Genomic DNA, 16408 nt, shown 5'->3' on the forward strand with positions numbered 1-16408 from the left:
GATGAGGCGTCCGGTCGCGCTGATCGCGCTGACTGCCCTCGCTGTGACCGGCTGCGGTGACAGTGGAACCCCGACCGCGGGGCCGAGCACCGTGCCGTCCTCGTCGATCCCGACGACCGCCGAACCGAGCGTGCCGCCCACCACCGCCACGGAGTCGCCCACAGCATCGACGTCCGCGCCGCCCCCGTCGTCGAAGCCGACGACCGCGAACTGCGTCGACCAGAAGCTCAAGGCCCTGACGCTGCGCGAGCAGGCGGCGCAGCTCATCATGACCGGCATCAACGCCGACGGTATGTCGGACGCCCAGCAGGCCGTCGTACAGCAGCAGAAGTCCGGCAGCGTCTTCCTGATCGGCAGCAGCGGCAGCCTTTCGCACACCCGCACGGCGATGGCCGCGGTGACCTCGGCCGCGACGGTGAAGGGCATCCGCCCGCTGATCGCCGCGGACCAGGAGGGCGGCCAGATCCAGCGCCTGAAGGGCCCCGGCTTCGATCGCATCCCGGCCGCGACGGTGCAGGGCACTTGGTCGAGTTCCAAGCTGACCGCGCAGGCCCAGGAGTGGGGCAGCCAGCTCAAGCAGGCCGGCGTCACCGTCGACCTCGCGCCGGTGGCCGACGTCGTACCGAGCTTGCTCAAGTCCAGCAACGCACCGATCGGCCAGCTGGACCGTGAGTACGGCAACACGCCGGCGGAAGCGAGCAGGGGCGTGCGGGCATTCGTCCAGGGCATGCGGAACGCCGGTGTCGCGACCTCGGTCAAGCACTTCCCCGGGCTCGGACGCGTCCGCGGCAACACCGACTTCTCGGCCGGTGTCGTCGACGACGTCACGGTCCGCGGCGACGCCGACCTGCGGCCGTTCGCGGAAGGGATCAAGGCCGGTACGTCGATGGTGATGATCTCGACCGTGACGTACACCAAGATCGATCCGAAGAACCGCGCGGTGTTCTCGCCGACCGTCATCCAGGGCATGGTGCGCGGCGATCTCGGCTGGCGCGGTGTCGTGATCACCGACGACGTCGGCGCCGCCGCGGAGGTCGCGTCGGTCCCGGCGGGGGAGCGCGCGACCCGGTTCGTCGCGGCCGGCGGCGACATCGTCATCAACGCCAAGGCCGGGCTGACCGCGACGATGGTGACGGCCCTGGTCGACAAGGCGGAGGAGGACGAGTCCTTCGCCGCGCAGCTGACAAGTAGCGTGCGTCGTGTGCTGATCCTCAAACAGGACCACGGTCTGGTGACCTGCGGATGACCGAAGAAGAGCCTGACTACCGCTTCACGCTGGCGAACGAGCGCACGTACCTGGCGTACCTGCGGACCTCCCTCGCCTGCTACGCGGGCGGGTTGTCCGCCGTCCAGTTCCTCGACCTCGGTCCGGACCGCTGGCCGGCCCGGATCATCGGCATCGTTCTGGTCCTCGCCGGAATCGTCACGACCGCGGGTGCCTTCCGGCGCTGGCAGCTCAACCTGACCGCGATGCGTCGCGGCGGCGCACTCCCTGTGACCAGGCTGCCGCTGATGCTCGGAGCAACGATCGCCGTGGTCGGACTGATCGGCCTGTTGTTCTCAGTGTGGCGATGAGCACACCCGATCCCGGTCGGCAGCCGGAGCGGACGCTGCTCGCGTGGCGGCGTACGGCGCTCGGACTGATCGCCAACGGCGTCCTGCTGCTTGCCTCCGGCCACGGTTCGTCGGAGGTCCGGACGGGCCTCGGAATCGTCGTTCTCGTGCTGGCGCTGGGCTGCTGGGCCGCGGTGAGCGCCGTCTACCGCCGCTCCGAGGGGGGCGCCGTGCACGCTCTCGGCCATCAGAACATCCTGCGGATCGCGGCCGGCCTGGTCCTCGTCGTCGGGCTTTTCGACCTGTACGCAGTGGTCACACGGTGAAACTGACCAGTTACCCGGCGTATATCGCCCGGCGGCGAGTTCATACCGACGCGGTACGTTGACATGGCGGATGCCACGTCAGCGGTCCGTTCCCCCTAGCATGTTCACGGTTTGTCCCTCGTTCATCCGGAGCTTGAAGTGCCGTTACGTCTGCGTCCGAACGACCCGACGTTCTACGACCTTTTCACCGAGTCTGCCAACCACCTGGTCGAAGGATCCAGGATCCTGGCGGAGCTGCTCGGCAGTACGGCGGGGACCGGGCTCTCCGCGAGTCATCAGATCGCCGCCCAGATGAAGGACGCCGAACACGCGGCCGACGAGACCACCCACTCGATCATCCGCCGGGTGAACTCGACCTTCGTCACGCCGTTCGACCGGGAGGACATCTACCGGCTGGCCTCCGACCTCGACGACGTCATGGACTTCATGGAGGAGGCGGTCGACACCATCCACCTGTTCAACCTGGAGAAGCTGCCGGAGGAGATCGCCGAGCAGATCGAGGTGCTCCAGCGGGCCGCGCAGCTGACCGCCGAGACCATGCCGCGGCTGCGGACCATGAAGGACCTGGCCGAGTACTGGATCGAGATCAACCGGCTGGAGAACACCGGCGACGCGGTCCACCGGCGGCTGATCGCCAAGCTGTTCAGCGGTGAGTACGAGGCGCTGACGGTGATGAAGCTGAAGACCGTGGTCGACCTGCTGGAGGCCGCGATCGACGCGTTCGAGCACGTCGCCAACACGGTCGAGCAGATCGCGGTCAAGGAGAGCTGAGCGTGGAGCTCGCGCTCGTCGTCGCCGTCGTCGCCATCGCGCTGGCCTTCGACTACACCAACGGCTTCCACGACGCCGCCAACGCGATCGCGACCTCGGTGTCCACCCGGGCGCTGACGCCGCGGGTGGCGCTACTGATGGCTGCCGCGTGCAACTTCCTGGGCGCGCTGGCCGGCACCGAGGTGGCCGAGACGGTCGGCAAGGGCATCATCACCGCACCGTCCGGGACACACGGCCTGGTGGTCGTGATCGCAGCCCTGGTCGGCGCCATCACCTGGAACCTGATCACCTGGTACTTCGGTCTGCCGAGCTCCTCGTCGCATGCGCTGATCGGCGGTCTGGTCGGGGCCGGCCTGGCCTCGGCCAGCACGGTGCTGTGGTCCGGCATCCTCGACAAGGTCGTGATCCCGATGGTGCTGTCGCCGGCCATCGGCTTCACCGGCGCCTTCCTGCTGATGCTCGCGATCCTCTGGCTGTTCCGGCACCGCAACCCGGGCAAGACCACTCGCGGCTTCCGGATGTCGCAGTCGCTGTCCGCCGCCGCGATGGCGCTCGGGCACGGCCTGCAGGACGCGCAGAAGACGATGGGCGTGATCTTCCTGGCGCTGCTCACCACGGGGCACGTGCAGCAGGGCGACGGCATCCCGCTGTGGGTGAAGATCTCGGCCGCGACGGCCATCTCGCTCGGCACGTACTCCGGCGGCTGGCGGATCATGCGAACCCTCGGCCGCCGGATCATCCACCTGGACCCGGCCCGCGGGTTCGCCTCCGAATCCATCGCCGCGGGCGTTCTGTACGTGATGGCGATCGGACTGCACGCGCCGGTCTCCACCACCCACACGATCACCTCCGCGGTGATGGGCGCCGGCGCCACCAAGCGCCTGTCCGCCGTCCGCTGGGGCGTCGCCAAGGGCATCGTCACCGCCTGGGTCCTGACCATCCCGGCCGCCGGCATCGTCGCGGCCGCCGTCTACGGTCTGGCCCACCTGATCCTCGAGTAAGGTCCCGGACCGCCGCGCGCCTAGCGGTTCCAGCGGCGTACGGCCTTGGCCACGTCCTTGGAGCGGATGGAGCCGAGGTTGTACTCCCATGCGGCCAAGAGGCGGTCGCCGAGCACTTCGGCGTCCAGGAACGTGCGCGGCCGTACGGCGACGGCCCAGGTGGCCGCGGCCGCGTGGCCCTGCTGGTGGAGCAGGTGGTCGACGGTCGCCTCGATCCGTGTCGCCTGGTCGCTGTCGAGGTGGTCCGTGGCCCACTGCTGCAGGATCCGCGAGTCGTCGCCCGTCATCCGGGCCAGATAGGTCAGCGGGCCCCGCCAGAAGCCCTTGCGGCCGATGTTGTCCAGTGTCTCGAGTGGGAACCAGCCGTTCTGGCTGCGCCGGCCGTTCACTGCGGACTCGATCTCCCGGGCGCGGTCGGCGGACAGCCCTCGCACCGCCCAGTCGACGAAGAACGCCCCGGCGTCCGGGATGTGCTCGGCCACGTGCGGCGCCGGCGTCAGCGCTCCCGGATCGAACAGATGCAGCTCTTCGGGTGTATCGAACAAAACCTTCCCCGCCCGCTCGTGTCCACGGACCCACCGACGCGGACCCGTTGCACAGGGACCCCCCAGGTTCCTGCTCTGTCAAACGACAGCCCTTCGTACCCTCGTTCCGGCCCGAGGGTCAAGCTCTCGTCCGGTAGCCGGTGCCGTGCTCACGTAAACGTTTGACGCCTGTGCTGTCGGTGCCCGGCGGGTGCATGATGAGAGGTGGGGTGGGCCCGCGGGCCCTGGGGGTGATGTGTCGTGATCAGACTCGAACGACCTACTGTGCCGGAGGTCCTCCGGTCGACCGGAGCACGACTCGGTCTGTGGAACCGGCGGCGGACACGAGCCGCCACGCCGCCCGAGCTGGACCAGTTCCTCTACGGCGCCGAGGTCTTCGACGCGCTGATCGCGATGACGGGTGGGCGCTGCGCGTTCTGCGAGCGGAGGATCGCCGTCGACGGCTACGCCAGCCGCAGCCTGGGCGCGTCCGTGACCCACTACCGCCCTCCGTGGGGTGCGGTGGACCAGGCCGGCGCGGTGAGCATGGACCACTACTGGTGGCTCGCCTACACCTGGGAGAACCTGCTGCCGGCTTGTGCGGACTGTATCCGGGCCAAGGGCAACAGGTTCCCGATCGAGCGGCCGGATCGCGCGTCGCGGCGCGAGCGACTGGACCGCGAACTCCCGTACCTGCTGGACCCGAGCGTCGACGATCCGGACCCGCATCTGATCTTCCAGCCGGACGGCACGGTCGTCGGTGCCACCCAGCGCGGCGCCACCACCGTCGAGGTGCTCGCGCTGAACCGCACCTCACTGGTGTCGGCCCGGCGCTCGGCCGCGGAGGAGCGCGGCAAGCCGAGTCCACTGGACGAGTTCCAGGCGTTGCGACGGCAGCTGTCCGCCTTGCCGAAGCGGGCTCAGCCGACGGCCACCCCGCTGGCCCGTGACTACTACAACCTGGAGTCCTTCGGGCCGCTCGGCGAGGTCGAGAAGTCCAACTACTTCAGTACCGTGCGCTGGATCGAGCGCGTCCGGATCCGCAACTTCCGCCCGATCGAGGACCTCGATCTGGACTTCTCCCGCTCCGTCAGCGAGACCGGCCCGTGGCGCGTGCTGCTCGGCGAGAACGGTTCCGGCAAGAGCTCGATCCTGCAGGCGATCGCCTTGGCCCTGATCGGCGGCGGGTACCGGCGTGAGCTCGGCATCGCGCCGCAACGGCTCCTGCGGTACGGCAGCCGCCAAGGCAGCATCGAGGTCTCCCTGACCGGGGACCCGGTCCCGCTGCAGGTCACCTTCGACCGCACGTCGACCGAGTTCAGGGGACCGGAAGCCGCGCGGGTGCTGCTGCTCGGGTACGGCGCCACCCGGCTGCTCCCCCGCCCGCAAGCGGTCGTGATGCCGCCGCGGACCGGCATGAGCCGCGTGGACAACCTGTTCAATCCCTTCCTCGCGATGGCGGACCCCACCGAATGGCTGCTCTCGCTGCCTGAACCGACGTACGCCGTCGTGGCCGACGGACTGACCCGGCTGCTCGATCTGCCGTCCGGCGCCCGGCTGGTCGCCGACCGGAACCAGCACGTGGTCCAGGTCCGCGAGGGTAGGCAGCGCAGCTCGCTGGATGACCTCAGCGACGGCTACCAGTCGATGCTCGTGCTGGCGTGCGACGTGATGAGTACCGTGCTGGGCCTGTGGGAGCACGTGTCCCTGGCCGAGGGCATCGTGCTGATCGACGAGCTCGGCGCCCATCTGCATCCGCGGTGGCGGATGCGCATCGTCGCGGCACTGCGGCAGTTGCTGCCACGGGTCCAGTTCGTGGTCACCACCCACGATCCGCTGTGCCTGCGCGGAGTGCTCGACGGCGAGGTGACGGTGATCCGCCGCAATCCGCAGAACAGGATCGTCGCGATCAGCGATCTTCCGCCGGTGCAGGGGATGCGGGTGGATCAGCTGCTCACCTCCGAGCACTTCGGCCTGGGCAGCACCGACGACCCGGTGGTCGCGGACCTCTGGACCGAGTACTACCAGTTGATCGAGCTGCGGAAACCGAACGGTCGCGCGCGTGCCCGGCTGGCCGACGTACGCAGCCGGCTGGACGAACTCGACCAGCTCGGCCGCAGCGAGCGCGAACGCCTGCTGCTCGACTCGGCGGACAAGTTCATCGCTCGTCGCCGGGCCGAAGGCGATCCGGTGCCGGCCGCGGAACGCGACGAGCGGTCGGCGGCGCTCGATGCGGACCTCGCCGCGGTGTGGGCCGCACACCTTCCGACCTCGGACTCCGGGAGGTGATCGTATGCGCCGGATGCCGATCCCGCAGCCGCCGGCCAGCCTGTCGAGTGCCGCCGCGCAGCGCGAACGCACCAGGCTCGCCACGTTCTACGCCGATCCGGCGAACGAGTCCGCGCGGTATCCGGGCACGTTCAACGCGTACCGGCACGAGCAGGTGCGGCAGGCGCTGAAGGCTGCCTTCGGCGGCCGGTGCGCGTACTGCGAGACGTTCTACGACGCGACGCAGCCGACGGCCGTCGAGCACTTCCGGCCGAAGGGCGAAGTGACGATCGCCGGACAGCGGACCCCGCCCGGCTACTGGTGGCTGGCCAGCAAGTGGGAGAACCTCCTGCCGTCCTGCACCGACTGCAACAGCCCGCGCAAGCAGGACTTCCCGGCCGGTCTGCCCGCGACCGCCGGCAAGGCGAACGCGTTCCCGCTGCCGACCGAGAAGCGCCGTGCCCACCGCGACGGCGAGGAGAGGAACGAGCGCCCGCTGCTGCTGCATCCGTACTTCGACGACCCCGAGGAGCACCTGGAGTTCGTCTGGGGCACTGGCACCGTCGACGACGGCCAGATCAGGCCCCGCCAGATCCGCGGCCGGGAGAGTGTCCGCGGCCGCACCACGATCGAGGTCTGCGCACTCCAGCGGCTGGGACTGGTGGCCAACCGCCGGCGGCATCTCATCAAGCTCATCGCGTTCCTCGAAGTCGTGGCGCAGCGCAAGGCCGAGGCGGCGAAGGCGCCCGGCGATCCCGACGCGCGCAAGGCGTTCGAGGACGCCGTGGTCGCGGTCCGGGAGACGTTCACCGACGACGACGAGTACGTCGCGATGACGCACCAGGTGATCAAGGCCTACTTTGCACGACTGTTCGGGGGCTGACATGGCGACCTACGTACCCGCGCCGCCGCGGAGCTGCGACGTACTGATGAAAGGCGGCATCACCAGCGGGGTGATCTATCCGAGCGCGGTCTGCGAACTGGCCCGGCACTACAAGCTGGCGTCCGTCGGGGGATCGTCGGCGGGCGCCATCGCCGCGGCGGCCGCGGCGGCGGCAGAACTGGGCCGCGAGGCCGGGGGGTTCGGAAAACTCGAACGACTGCCCGACGATCTGATGGCCCACCGCCCGGGAGGCGCCTCGCTGCTGTTCCGCCTGTTCCAGCCACAGCGCGGTACGGCGCCCTTGTACAAGGTCTTCACGGCCGGACTCGGCACCTCCGGCACCGGCCGGGTGGCGCGCGTCGTTCGTGCCGCGCTGTCCGCCTTCGCCCTGTGGGCGTTGGCCGGCGCCGTGCCCGGCGTCGTCTTGCTCGTCCTCGGGATCCTCGGTCAGGGCGTGGCGGCCTGGGCCGCGGTGATCGCCGGTGCGCTGCTAGCAGTCGTCGGTGTCGTCGTGGCCGTCACGGCCGGCGTGCTCCGTAGCCTCGCGAAGAACGTGCCGGACAACAACTTCGGGCTGTGCAACGGGATGGCGGGCAGGTCCGAGGGCGGCGCGGAGCCGCTGACCCGTTGGCTGCACGGCAAGCTGCAGGACTTCGCCGGCCGGGCCGGGGACGCGGATCCGGTCACCTTCGGGCACCTGACCGCGGCTGGTGTCGAGCTGCGGATGATGACCACCAACCTGACCCGGCACCAGCCGATGCGGATGCCCTGGCCGGAACGCGAGTACTTCTTCGACCCAGGCGAGTTCAAGGAGCTGTTCCCGGCCAGGGTCGTGGACTGGATGTGCGAGCACCCGCCGCCGTTGTCCCCGCAACCGGCCAAGCGGTGGGCCGGCGAGTTGCGCCGGTTACAGGCCGCACCGAAGCGGCCGTTCCCGCTTGCCGCCGATCTGCCGGTGATCGTCGCGACCCGGATGAGCCTCAGTTTCCCGTTCCTGATCTCGGCCGTGCCGCTGTATGCGATCGACTTCACGCACCCGGCGTACAGCAAGGTCAGTGCCGCGGTGTCGGACTGGCGGGACGCGAACCCGCAGGCCGGGCCGGAGCAGGCGCTGCCCGCCGTACCCGCGCCGGACTTCGAGGTGAACTGGTTCTCCGACGGCGGCATCGCGAGCAACCTGCCGGTGCACTTCTTCGACTCGCCGCTGCCGGCCCGGCCGACCTTCGCGGTCGACCTGGCCCTGTTCCCGCCGGGCGTGCCGAAGGACCTGAAGGACCAGGCCGAGAACACCCGACTGCCGGTCGTCAACCAGGGAGGGCTGAACCGGCGCTGGACCCGGTGGGACGGACGTGGGCTCGGCCTGGTCGCGCTGTTCGGCCGGTCGATCCTGGACACTGCGCGCGGCTGGGTGGACGAGGCGCAGCTGGTGATGCCCGGCTACCGCGACCGGATCGTCACGATCTACCACGACCACGACGAAGGCGGCCTGAACCTGACGATGAAGGACACGGTGGTGACCGACCTGGTCGAGCGTGGTGAGGCGGGCGCGAAGAAACTCGTCACCCGCTTCGTCCTCGGCAACGGCTGGGACAACCACCGCTGGATCAGGTTCCGCACCGCCACGGCCGGCCTCGAGACCTGGCTGGCCGGTTTCCGGCACGGGTACGACGAACCGTCGCCGGACGCCCTGCCGTACGCCGACCTCGCCGGCACACCCGGCACCGCAGTACTGCCGTCGTACTCGATCAACGGCACCCAGCGAAAGGCCGTGAACCTCCGAACCGACGCACTCCTGACCCTGGCCTCGAGCTGGCAGGACCCTCCGGCCGACGCTTTCACCCGCGGCACGCCCAGCCCACAGCCGTTCCTGCGCCTGGTGCCCTGCACCCTCTTCGACCGGAGTGGCTGAGGTCTACTTCTTCTTCAGGGCGCGGCGGGCGAGTTCTTCCTGGTCCAGGCGGGCGGCCTCGGCGGGGGTTGGTGCGCTGCCGCCGTACGCGGCGGGTAGCCACCAGGCGCCGGGTGGCTGCTCCGGGTACGTCCGGATCGTCTCGTCGAGCATTCCGGCCATCGTGGAGCGCAGCTGGGCGGTCGCCTCGGTCGGATCGTCGTCGCGGGTCACCGTGATCGGCGCGCCGATGCTGATCGAGATCGGCCGGTGCCGGCTGAAGTCCCGCGGGTGGTCCTTGGTGAACATCCGCTGCGTGCCCCACAGGATCATCGGCAGCACCGGTACGCCGGCCTCCGCGGCCATCCGGACCGTGCCGGACTTGAACTCCTTGAGCTCGAACGACCGGCTGATCGTCGCCTCCGGGAACACGCCGACCAGCTCACCGGCGTTCAGGTAGCGGATCGCCTGCTCGTACGACGCGGCGCCGGCCTCGCGGTCCACCGGGATGTGGTGCATGCCGCGCATCAGCGAGCCGGAGTACCGGTTGCGGAACAGCACCTCCTTGGCCATGAAGCGCACCAGCCGCCTGGCCGGCAGCGCGCCGTACCCGCCGAGGATGAAGTCGACGTAGCTGATGTGGTTCATCGCGATCAGGGCTCCGCCGGTGCGCGGGACGTGCTCGGTCCCGGTGCGGCGGATCTTGAGGTCCAGCACCGTGAACGCGGTCTTCGCGAAGGCGATGACAGGCGGATAGACGAGGTCGCGCATCCCTCGACGTTACATGGTTCGTCTAGGGTGTCCGTGACAACTCGATACCGCGGGAGCTCGCACCGTAGTGGGCTGAGAGGGCGGCTGGCTTGATTCGCCGGCGCCGCCGACCGCCGAACCTGTCCGGGTAATTCCGGCGTAGGGAGCAGCAGCATGGTGAATGTCAGCACGATCCGTCCGGCCGTCACCACGGGCCCGATCTCGGGCTCGGAGAAGATCTATCGCGGCGAGCTCGGGGTACCGGCGCGCCGCGTGCATCTGACGAACGGCGAGCACTTCGACCTCTACGACACGTCCGGTCCGTACACCGACGCGTCCGCCGAGATCGACGTCCAGGCCGGTCTGCCCGCGCTGCGGCGCGAGTGGAGCGCCGGGCGGGAGCCGCGGACCCAGCTCGGGCACGCGCGGGCCGGGGTGATCACCGAGGAGATGAGGTACGTCGCACTGCGGGAAGGACTCGACCCGGAGTTCGTCCGGGCGGAGGTGGCGCGCGGCCGGGCGGTGATCCCGGCGAACCGGCGGCACCCGGAGAGCGAGCCGATGATCATCGGGAAGAAGTTCCTGGTGAAGGTGAACGCGAACATCGGCAACTCCGCCGTGAGCAGCTCGATCGAGGAAGAGGTCGAGAAGCTGGTCTGGGCGACCCGGTGGGGCGCCGACACGGTGATGGACCTGTCGACCGGCAAGAACATCCACGAGACGCGGGAGTGGATCCTGCGGAACTCGCCCGTCCCGATCGGTACGGTGCCGCTGTACCAGGCCTTGGAGAAGGTCAAGGGCGATCCGGCCGCGCTGTCGTGGGAGGTGTACCGCGACACGGTGATCGAGCAGTGCGAGCAGGGCGTGGACTACATGACCGTGCATGCCGGCGTCCTGCTGCGGTACGTCCCGCTGACCGCGCGGCGGATCACCGGGATCGTGTCGCGCGGCGGGTCGATCATGGCCGCGTGGTGCCTGGCCCACCACCAGGAGTCCTTCCTGTACACGCATTTCGAGGAGCTCTGCGAGATCCTCCGCGAGTACGACGTGACGTTCTCGCTCGGCGACGGGTTGCGGCCGGGATCGATCGCGGATGCCAACGACGAGGCGCAGTTCGCGGAGCTCCGCACGCTGGGCGAGCTGACGAAGGTCGCCTGGGAGCACGACGTCCAGGTCATGATCGAGGGCCCGGGGCATGTTCCGATGCACAAGATCGCCGAGAACGTCCGGCTCGAGGAGGAGCTGTGCGGAGAAGCCCCGTTCTACACCCTGGGGCCGCTGGCAACGGATGTGGCGCCGGCGTACGACCACATCACGTCGGCGATCGGCGCGGCGCAGATCGGCTGGCTGGGAACCGCGATGCTCTGCTATGTCACGCCCAAGGAGCACCTGGGGCTGCCGGATCGCGACGACGTCAAGACCGGCGTGATCACGTACAAGATCGCCGCCCACGCGGCCGACCTGGCCAAGGGGCATCCCGGCGCGCAGGCCTGGGACGACACGTTGTCCAAGGCAAGGTTCGAGTTCCGCTGGGAGGACCAGTTCAACCTCTCGCTGGATCCGGACACGGCCCGGTCGTTCCATGACGAGACGTTGCCGGCCGAGCCCGCGAAGACCGCGCACTTCTGCTCGATGTGCGGGCCGAAGTTCTGCTCGATGCGGATCACCGCCGACATCCGCGCGTACGCCGAGGAACGCGGCCTGACCTCCACCGAGGCGATCGAGGCCGGCTTCGCAGAGATGTCCGAGACCTTCAAGTCCGCCGACCAGAAGCTCTACCTGCCGATCACGGACTGAGTCGGTGCGCCGTCCGGCCCGGCGTGCGCCGCACTCCGGGCCGGATACGGTGAGTGACGGGCTGAAGCGATTCAGGTTTTGCCCTTCACTCTACGTGAATAAGACTGTAGCCTTAACCCGTTCGGAAGGAGGTGCAGGGCGATGGTCTTCGTTCTCACGGTAGATCAGCGTGGCAGCCGAAGCACGAGCGATCTCGTACCCGAGCTACTGAACTCCCTGAACCGCCGGCCGCGGCGGACCGGGCTGCTGCGCAAGTTCGAGCGGACCGCCGGCGACGAGGTGCAGGGCGTGCTGTCCGATGCCCGAGCGACCATCGACGTGATCGTCGACCTGCTCCGGGCGGACAGTTGGTACGTCGGCCTCGGCATCGGCGGAGTCACCGAGCCGCTGCCGCGCAGCACCCGCGCCGGCAGCGGCGAGGCGTACGTGTTCGCGCGCGAGGCGGTGACGCGGGCGAAGTCCAGTCCGCACCACGTGAACGTGGTCGGTGCGGACCCGCACCTGGCCGAGCACGTGGAGACGGTGCTGTGGTTGATGGCGTCCGTCCTGCGGCGCCGGAGCGACCGCGGCTGGGCAGTGGCGGACCTGTTGGGCGAGGGACTGACAAGGCGGGAGATCGGCGTGAAACTCGGAATCAGCCAGTCGGCGGTGACCCAACGCGCCCAGGCTGCGGGATTCGCCGAGGAACAGCGCGGCCGGGTGCTGGCTGCGGACCTGCTGGCCGGCGGGGTCGCTGCGTGACGGCTCTGGTCCTGTCGTTGACCGCTGCCGCACTGGTGCTCGCCGTCCTGGCATGGGTCCCCAAGTCCGGCTCCAATCTCGAGATCGCCCTGAGTGCAGTCATGCTGGCCTGTCTGGTCGCTGTCGGCGTACTGCTGCTCGCCGGGGACGGTGTGGCCGGCTGGGCCGAGCGCTGGTGGAACGTGCTGCTCCTACTGGCCGGAGCGCTGGCAGTGACAGGTGGTGGGCCGCTGACGACCTCTGTCATGGCGCTGGCCGACCGAGGCAACACCCGCGCCCAGTCGACGCAGAAAGCCGGTGAGGTACTGCGGGGCGGCGCGTTGATCGGTGCACTCGAGCGAACGGCCATCTACGCGGCGCTGGTGTCCGGCTGGCCGGAAGGCATCGCCATCGTGCTGGCGATCAAGGGACTGGCCAGGTACCCGGAGCTGCGCAGCCCCGATCAGCCCGCGTCCGTGACCCCGCAAGCCGTCGCGGAACGGTTCATCATCGGCACGTTCTCCAGCGTCCTGTGGGCAGTGACCTGTGCAGGTCTGCTGCGGTCACACTGACGTCTTGATCACGTAGGTGTTGATGACCTTGTCGTGCCAGGTCTGCCGTTGGTCGTCCCACAGCGGCCAGAGCAGGTTCAGGAAGCAGGCATTGTTGAACAGACCGGCGAGGAAGTCGCGGAGGAAGGACCGGCCGGCGCCGATCGGCTCGCTGGTCGCGGCGTCGATCAGCTGGATGCTCAGGGCCGTCTTGCCCACGCTCTGACCGGTCCGGCCCTGCCGGAAGACGCGGTTCCACAGGCTCAGCGCGATGCTCGCGACGAAGCCGAGGAAGAACAGGATGATCGCCCACCAGCGCCGTACCCGTAGCCGTAGGCACCGTACGGCGGCTGGCCGAAGCCCGGCGCGTACGGCGACTGCCCGTACGGCTGCTGCTGAGGGTGATGCTGGGGGTATGGGTAGGCCGGCTGCTGCCCGTAGCCCGGCGGCGGGGTCCCGTACGGCTGGTCCTGCGGCCGGTTGTCGTCGGGCGGCGTCGGTGTGCTCATCGGATTCCGTCCCTCGGTCGATCGGGGGACACAGTATCGCGGGGCACCTTCCCGACCTGCCCGCTTTGGCTGGGGTTACCGTTGGTGGGTGACTTTCGCCGCGACGCTCCGCCGACCCGGGCCGGTGAAGCCTGTCGACCGTCGTGTCTGGGGTCTGGCCGGGGTGGGGATCGGAGGCTTCGCACTGGCCGGGATCTACCGGCTGACAGGCCTCGGCGTTCCGTGCCCGCTGCACACGTTGACGGGCCTCGACTGCCCGTTCTGCGGCGCGACCAGAATGGCCGCGGCACTCCTCGAAGGCGACCTGAACGCCGCCTGGCACTTCAACGCCGCCGTCCTCGTGCTCGGCCCACTCATCGGTGTTGCCATCGGCTACGAAGTCCTGGCGTGGTCGCTGGCCCGCGCCGGCTGGCTCAGCCTGCCGAGACCGCGCCTCAGCCCGCGGGCAGTCTCGGTCCTGACGAAGGTTGCCCTGGGCGCCTTGCTGCTCTTCGGCGTCCTGCGGAACGTCTGAACTTCTGAACGCAGCTCAGATCAGGCCGGCGCGATGCCAGCCGGCCTGCACGAAGGGCGGTACGACGAGGTCGATCCGCCGGTTGAAGGCGACGTGGTTCAGCATCACGTCGAACCAGACCGGCCGCGGCACCCGCAGCTTGTACTGCGTGTCCCCGTAGGCAAGCACGGTCCCGTCGTGCTCGGTCCACATACGTGAAACCATTGCGAGACCGAAGTCCTGGGGCATCGGCCTCGTAAGAAGGTGCACACGATGCGGCGTCAGAACCGCTGTGCCGTTGTCGATGGTGCGCCACTGAGCTGCGGCCGCGTGGCGGTCGGCATTCCCGTAGGCGAGGCGGAAGCCATCGTAGCGTTGCACTTCGCAAGGCTCTACCGCGAAAGCGTGCTCCCCCTGGTTCAGTTGCACCGGCGGCGGAAGGGGCTGTAGCTGAACTCCCTGGCCCAATGCGCTCCACAAGTTCCACGCATCCCACCAGTCCTGCTCAAATGGATTCAGCACAGCCCCTCCCTATCCTCAGCTGACTACCGAGTGCCGATTACCAGCGTGTTCGCAGCCTTGTCGTGCCATCCCTGCACTCGTCCGGAGCTGTCGAACAGCGGCGATAGGTAGACGAGAAGGGCGCCGACGTAGCAGAGGAAGGAGCCGATCATCGGCAGCAGCCAGCGCATGAACGCCGGGCCGAAGCCAGGTACCTGACCGTCCGACGAGCGGACGACCTTGATCCCCATGATCATCTTGCCTACGGTCTGGCCTTTGAACGCGGTGAGCAGCAGTTCGTACAGAACTGTGATGAGCACCGAGAGGCCGATGACGGCGAAGAACGCGCCGAGGAAGCCCGCACCTTCGCTGTCGGAGAACTCACCATCGCTGGTCGCAGCAGTCGCGCTGGCGAAGAAGATGGCGTACAGGATGCCGACGATCGCATACAGGATGACGCTGTCGATGATGCGTGCAAGCGCACGCGATCCGATTGTTGCTACCTTCACCGTTCCGAGGCCCGGGATCTGAACGAGACCGCTCTGGGCCTGGGCAACCTGGCCGTAGTCGGGGCCCTGTCCATAGCCGCCGGGCTGACCGTACCCGGGCTGCTGACCGTACTGGGGCTGACCGTAGCCGCCTTGTCCCGGCTGCTGGGCATACTGCGGCTGGCCGTAACCGGGCTGCTGACCGCCCTGACCCGGCTGCTGGCCGTACTGCCCCGGAGCACCGTAACCAGGCTGACCCGGCTGGCCCGGAGGCGTCGCACCGGGGTTGCCGTACGGGTTCTGCCCTGGGCCTTGGGCGCCCTGTCCATAGGACGGCTGCCCACCGGGCGCGCCCGGTCCCTGGCCCCGGCCGTCCTCCGGTCCGGTGCCCGGGGGTACGTTCTGGTCGCTCACGATGGTCCTTTCGTCACAGTTCACCCGTGTTTACTGGGCAAAGGCTAGCGGTCGAAGGGCCACTCTGGTGGGCACGGCAAGCGCGAAACGCCCGATCTGTGGACAGTTGCACCAATTGACACCAAACACAGCTGCGGACCGGCGAATCGCCGGCCCGCAGCTGTGGATAACTTGCCTGACGGCCTAGCCGAAGCGGCCGGTGATGTAGTCTTCGGTTGCCTTCTCGGCCGGGTTGGAGAAGATCTGCTTGGTCGGCGCCATCTCGATCAGCCGGCCGGGTTTTCCGGTCGCGGCCAGATTGAAGAACGCCGTCTGGTCCGAGACCCGGGCCGCCTGCTGCATGTTGTGCGTCACGATGACGACGGTGAAACGATCCTTGAGCTTCTCGATCAGGTCCTCGATCGCCAGCGTGGAGATCGGGTCCAGGGCCGAGCACGGCTCGTCCATCAGGATCACCTCGGGCTCGACCGCGATCGCCCGGGCGATGCAGAGTCGTTGCTGCTGGCCACCAGACAGGCCCGCGCCGGGCTTGTCGAGGCGGTCCTTCACCTCGTTCCACAGGTTGGCGCCCTGCAAGGACTGCTCGACGACCTCGGTGAGCTTCTTCTTGTCCTTGATGCCGTTGAGCTTCAGGCCGGACGCGACGTTGTCGAAGATCGACATCGTCGGGAACGGGTTCGGCCGCTGGAACACCATGCCGACCACCCGCCGGACCGCGACCGGGTCGACACCGGACCCGTACAGGTCCTGCTGGTCCAGCATCACCTTGCCCTCGACGCGGGCGCCGGGGATCACCTCGTGCATCCGGTTCAAGGTGCGCAGGAACGTGGACTTGCCGCAGCCGGACGGGCCGATGAACGCGGTGACCGAGCGGGGCTCGACCGTCATCGACACGTCCTCCACGGCCTTGAAGTCGCCGTAGTAGACGTTGAGGCCGCTGACCTCGATGCGCTTCGCCATATCGACTCAG

The 16408-nt window shown here is 68.8% G+C and carries 19 protein-coding genes and 1 riboswitch; of the genes, 12 read left to right on the forward strand and 7 right to left on the reverse strand.

What is annotated here, in order from left to right:
• Position 1: 1 nt before the first annotated feature.
• The 5 genes from AB0L64_RS11135 to AB0L64_RS11155 all read left to right on the forward strand — a co-directional run bounded on the left by AB0L64_RS11135 (position 2) and on the right by AB0L64_RS11155 (position 3652).
• Positions 2 to 1246 (forward strand): glycoside hydrolase family 3 N-terminal domain-containing protein, encoded by a 1245-nt coding sequence (locus AB0L64_RS11135; RefSeq protein ID WP_363710017.1) that lies wholly within the window; start codon positions 2 to 4, stop codon positions 1244 to 1246.
• A complete protein-coding gene (locus tag AB0L64_RS11140) occupies positions 1243 to 1575 on the forward strand; it encodes a DUF202 domain-containing protein (RefSeq protein WP_355695668.1) in 333 nt (110 codons plus the stop codon). The genes AB0L64_RS11135 and AB0L64_RS11140 overlap by 4 nt, the downstream gene beginning before the upstream one ends.
• A complete protein-coding gene (locus tag AB0L64_RS11145) occupies positions 1572 to 1880 on the forward strand; it encodes a DUF202 domain-containing protein (RefSeq protein WP_359934360.1) in 309 nt (102 codons plus the stop codon). The genes AB0L64_RS11140 and AB0L64_RS11145 overlap by 4 nt, the downstream gene beginning before the upstream one ends.
• Before the next feature lie 138 nt (positions 1881 to 2018).
• On the forward strand, positions 2019 to 2651 hold the full coding sequence (locus AB0L64_RS11150; RefSeq protein WP_131460665.1) for a DUF47 family protein: 633 nt from the start codon (positions 2019 to 2021) through the stop codon (positions 2649 to 2651).
• Positions 2652 to 2653: 2 nt separating this feature from the next.
• Positions 2654 to 3652, forward strand: coding sequence for an inorganic phosphate transporter (locus AB0L64_RS11155; RefSeq protein WP_355695672.1), 999 nt, complete (start codon positions 2654 to 2656; stop codon positions 3650 to 3652).
• A gap of 20 nt (positions 3653 to 3672) precedes the next feature.
• Here the strand turns inward: AB0L64_RS11155 and AB0L64_RS11160 are convergent, their stop codons facing one another.
• Entirely contained in the window at positions 3673 to 4197 is a 525-nt protein-coding gene (locus AB0L64_RS11160; RefSeq protein ID WP_363710018.1) for a hypothetical protein, read from the reverse strand.
• 240 nt (positions 4198 to 4437) lie between these two features.
• Between AB0L64_RS11160 and AB0L64_RS11165 the strand changes: the two genes are divergently transcribed.
• From AB0L64_RS11165 to AB0L64_RS11175, 3 genes are read left to right on the forward strand one after another with little or no spacing between them, the layout of a single operon-like run.
• A complete protein-coding gene (locus tag AB0L64_RS11165) occupies positions 4438 to 6465 on the forward strand; it encodes an AAA family ATPase (protein ID WP_363710019.1) in 2028 nt (675 codons plus the stop codon).
• 4 nt (positions 6466 to 6469) lie between these two features.
• Positions 6470 to 7327 (forward strand): hypothetical protein, encoded by an 858-nt coding sequence (locus AB0L64_RS11170; protein ID WP_363710020.1) that lies wholly within the window; start codon positions 6470 to 6472, stop codon positions 7325 to 7327.
• A gap of 1 nt (position 7328) precedes the next feature.
• The gene (locus tag AB0L64_RS11175; RefSeq protein ID WP_363710021.1) at positions 7329 to 9236 is read left to right on the forward strand and encodes a hypothetical protein; all 1908 of its coding nucleotides are present in this window, start codon (positions 7329 to 7331) and stop codon (positions 9234 to 9236) included.
• A 3-nt stretch (positions 9237 to 9239) separates the two neighbouring features.
• Here AB0L64_RS11175 and AB0L64_RS11180 read toward each other — a convergent pair whose 3' ends face one another.
• The gene (locus AB0L64_RS11180) at positions 9240 to 9986 is read right to left on the reverse strand and encodes a lysophospholipid acyltransferase family protein (protein ID WP_363710022.1); all 747 of its coding nucleotides are present in this window, start codon (positions 9984 to 9986) and stop codon (positions 9240 to 9242) included.
• Between the two features lie 39 nt (positions 9987 to 10025).
• A riboswitch (TPP riboswitch) is annotated at positions 10026 to 10148 on the forward strand.
• Between AB0L64_RS11180 and thiC the strand changes: the two genes are divergently transcribed.
• From thiC to AB0L64_RS11195, 3 genes are all read left to right on the forward strand, one after another.
• Positions 10140 to 11762 carry a phosphomethylpyrimidine synthase ThiC gene (gene thiC / locus AB0L64_RS11185; protein WP_363710023.1) on the forward strand — a complete coding sequence of 541 codons (1623 nt, stop codon included), beginning with the start codon at positions 10140 to 10142 and terminating at the stop codon, positions 11760 to 11762. It overlaps the preceding riboswitch by 9 nt.
• Positions 11763 to 11903: 141 nt before the next feature.
• Complete coding sequence (locus AB0L64_RS11190; protein ID WP_363710024.1) at positions 11904 to 12503, forward strand: transposase; 600 nt, start codon at positions 11904 to 11906, stop codon at positions 12501 to 12503.
• A complete protein-coding gene (locus tag AB0L64_RS11195) occupies positions 12500 to 13054 on the forward strand; it encodes a hypothetical protein (protein ID WP_363710025.1) in 555 nt (184 codons plus the stop codon). The genes AB0L64_RS11190 and AB0L64_RS11195 overlap by 4 nt, the downstream gene beginning before the upstream one ends.
• On the opposite strand, the gene AB0L64_RS11200 is transcribed toward AB0L64_RS11195, so the two are convergent.
• Positions 13046 to 13339, reverse strand: coding sequence for an RDD family protein (locus AB0L64_RS11200; RefSeq protein WP_363710526.1), 294 nt, complete (start codon positions 13337 to 13339; stop codon positions 13046 to 13048). The two genes, AB0L64_RS11195 and AB0L64_RS11200, sit on opposite strands and share 9 nt — an antisense overlap.
• A complete protein-coding gene (locus AB0L64_RS11205; protein WP_363710533.1) occupies positions 13297 to 13542 on the reverse strand; it encodes a hypothetical protein in 246 nt (81 codons plus the stop codon). Before AB0L64_RS11205 ends, AB0L64_RS11200 begins: the two co-directional genes overlap by 43 nt.
• 88 nt (positions 13543 to 13630) lie before the next feature.
• Here AB0L64_RS11205 and AB0L64_RS11210 point away from each other — a divergent pair, with 88 nt between their 5' ends.
• Positions 13631 to 14056 carry a DUF2752 domain-containing protein gene (locus tag AB0L64_RS11210; RefSeq protein WP_363710026.1) on the forward strand — a complete coding sequence of 142 codons (426 nt, stop codon included), beginning with the start codon at positions 13631 to 13633 and terminating at the stop codon, positions 14054 to 14056.
• Between the two features lie 15 nt (positions 14057 to 14071).
• Here AB0L64_RS11210 and AB0L64_RS11215 read toward each other — a convergent pair whose 3' ends face one another.
• The 3 genes from AB0L64_RS11215 to pstB all read right to left on the reverse strand — a co-directional run bounded on the left by AB0L64_RS11215 (position 14072) and on the right by pstB (position 16398).
• A complete protein-coding gene (locus tag AB0L64_RS11215) occupies positions 14072 to 14260 on the reverse strand; it encodes a hypothetical protein (RefSeq protein ID WP_363710027.1) in 189 nt (62 codons plus the stop codon).
• Positions 14261 to 14580: 320 nt separating this feature from the next.
• The gene (locus AB0L64_RS11220; RefSeq protein ID WP_363710028.1) at positions 14581 to 15438 is read right to left on the reverse strand and encodes an RDD family protein; all 858 of its coding nucleotides are present in this window, start codon (positions 15436 to 15438) and stop codon (positions 14581 to 14583) included.
• Positions 15439 to 15621: 183 nt separating this feature from the next.
• Positions 15622 to 16398: a phosphate ABC transporter ATP-binding protein PstB gene (gene pstB / locus AB0L64_RS11225; protein WP_363710029.1), complete on the reverse strand. Its 777-nt coding sequence runs from the start codon at positions 16396 to 16398 to the stop codon at positions 15622 to 15624.
• Between the last annotated feature and the right edge of the window lie 10 nt (positions 16399 to 16408).

This window comes from Kribbella sp. NPDC051936, from assembly GCF_040680955.1.
GTDB lineage: Bacteria > Actinomycetota > Actinomycetes > Propionibacteriales > Kribbellaceae > Kribbella.

Bases quoted from the DNA above. Each gene is read 5' to 3' on its own strand.
- AB0L64_RS11140 (WP_355695668.1), top strand. From the start codon at position 1,243: ATGACCGAAGAAGAGCCTGACTACCGCTTCACGCTGGCGAACGAGCGC.
- AB0L64_RS11145 (WP_359934360.1), top strand. From the start codon at position 1,572: ATGAGCACACCCGATCCCGGTCGGCAGCCGGAGCGGACGCTGCTCGCG.
- thiC (WP_363710023.1), top strand. From the start codon at position 10,140: ATGGTGAATGTCAGCACGATCCGTCCGGCCGTCACCACGGGCCCGATC.
- pstB (WP_363710029.1), bottom strand. From the start codon at position 16,398: ATGGCGAAGCGCATCGAGGTCAGCGGCCTCAACGTCTACTACGGCGAC.
- AB0L64_RS11180 (WP_363710022.1), bottom strand. From the start codon at position 9,986: ATGCGCGACCTCGTCTATCCGCCTGTCATCGCCTTCGCGAAGACCGCG.
- AB0L64_RS11215 (WP_363710027.1), bottom strand. From the start codon at position 14,260: ATGGTTTCACGTATGTGGACCGAGCACGACGGGACCGTGCTTGCCTAC.
- AB0L64_RS11170 (WP_363710020.1), top strand. From the start codon at position 6,470: ATGCGCCGGATGCCGATCCCGCAGCCGCCGGCCAGCCTGTCGAGTGCC.
- AB0L64_RS11175 (WP_363710021.1), top strand. From the start codon at position 7,329: ATGGCGACCTACGTACCCGCGCCGCCGCGGAGCTGCGACGTACTGATG.
- AB0L64_RS11190 (WP_363710024.1), top strand. From the start codon at position 11,904: ATGGTCTTCGTTCTCACGGTAGATCAGCGTGGCAGCCGAAGCACGAGC.
- AB0L64_RS11135 (WP_363710017.1), top strand. From the start codon at position 2: ATGAGGCGTCCGGTCGCGCTGATCGCGCTGACTGCCCTCGCTGTGACC.
- AB0L64_RS11205 (WP_363710533.1), bottom strand. From the start codon at position 13,542: ATGAGCACACCGACGCCGCCCGACGACAACCGGCCGCAGGACCAGCCG.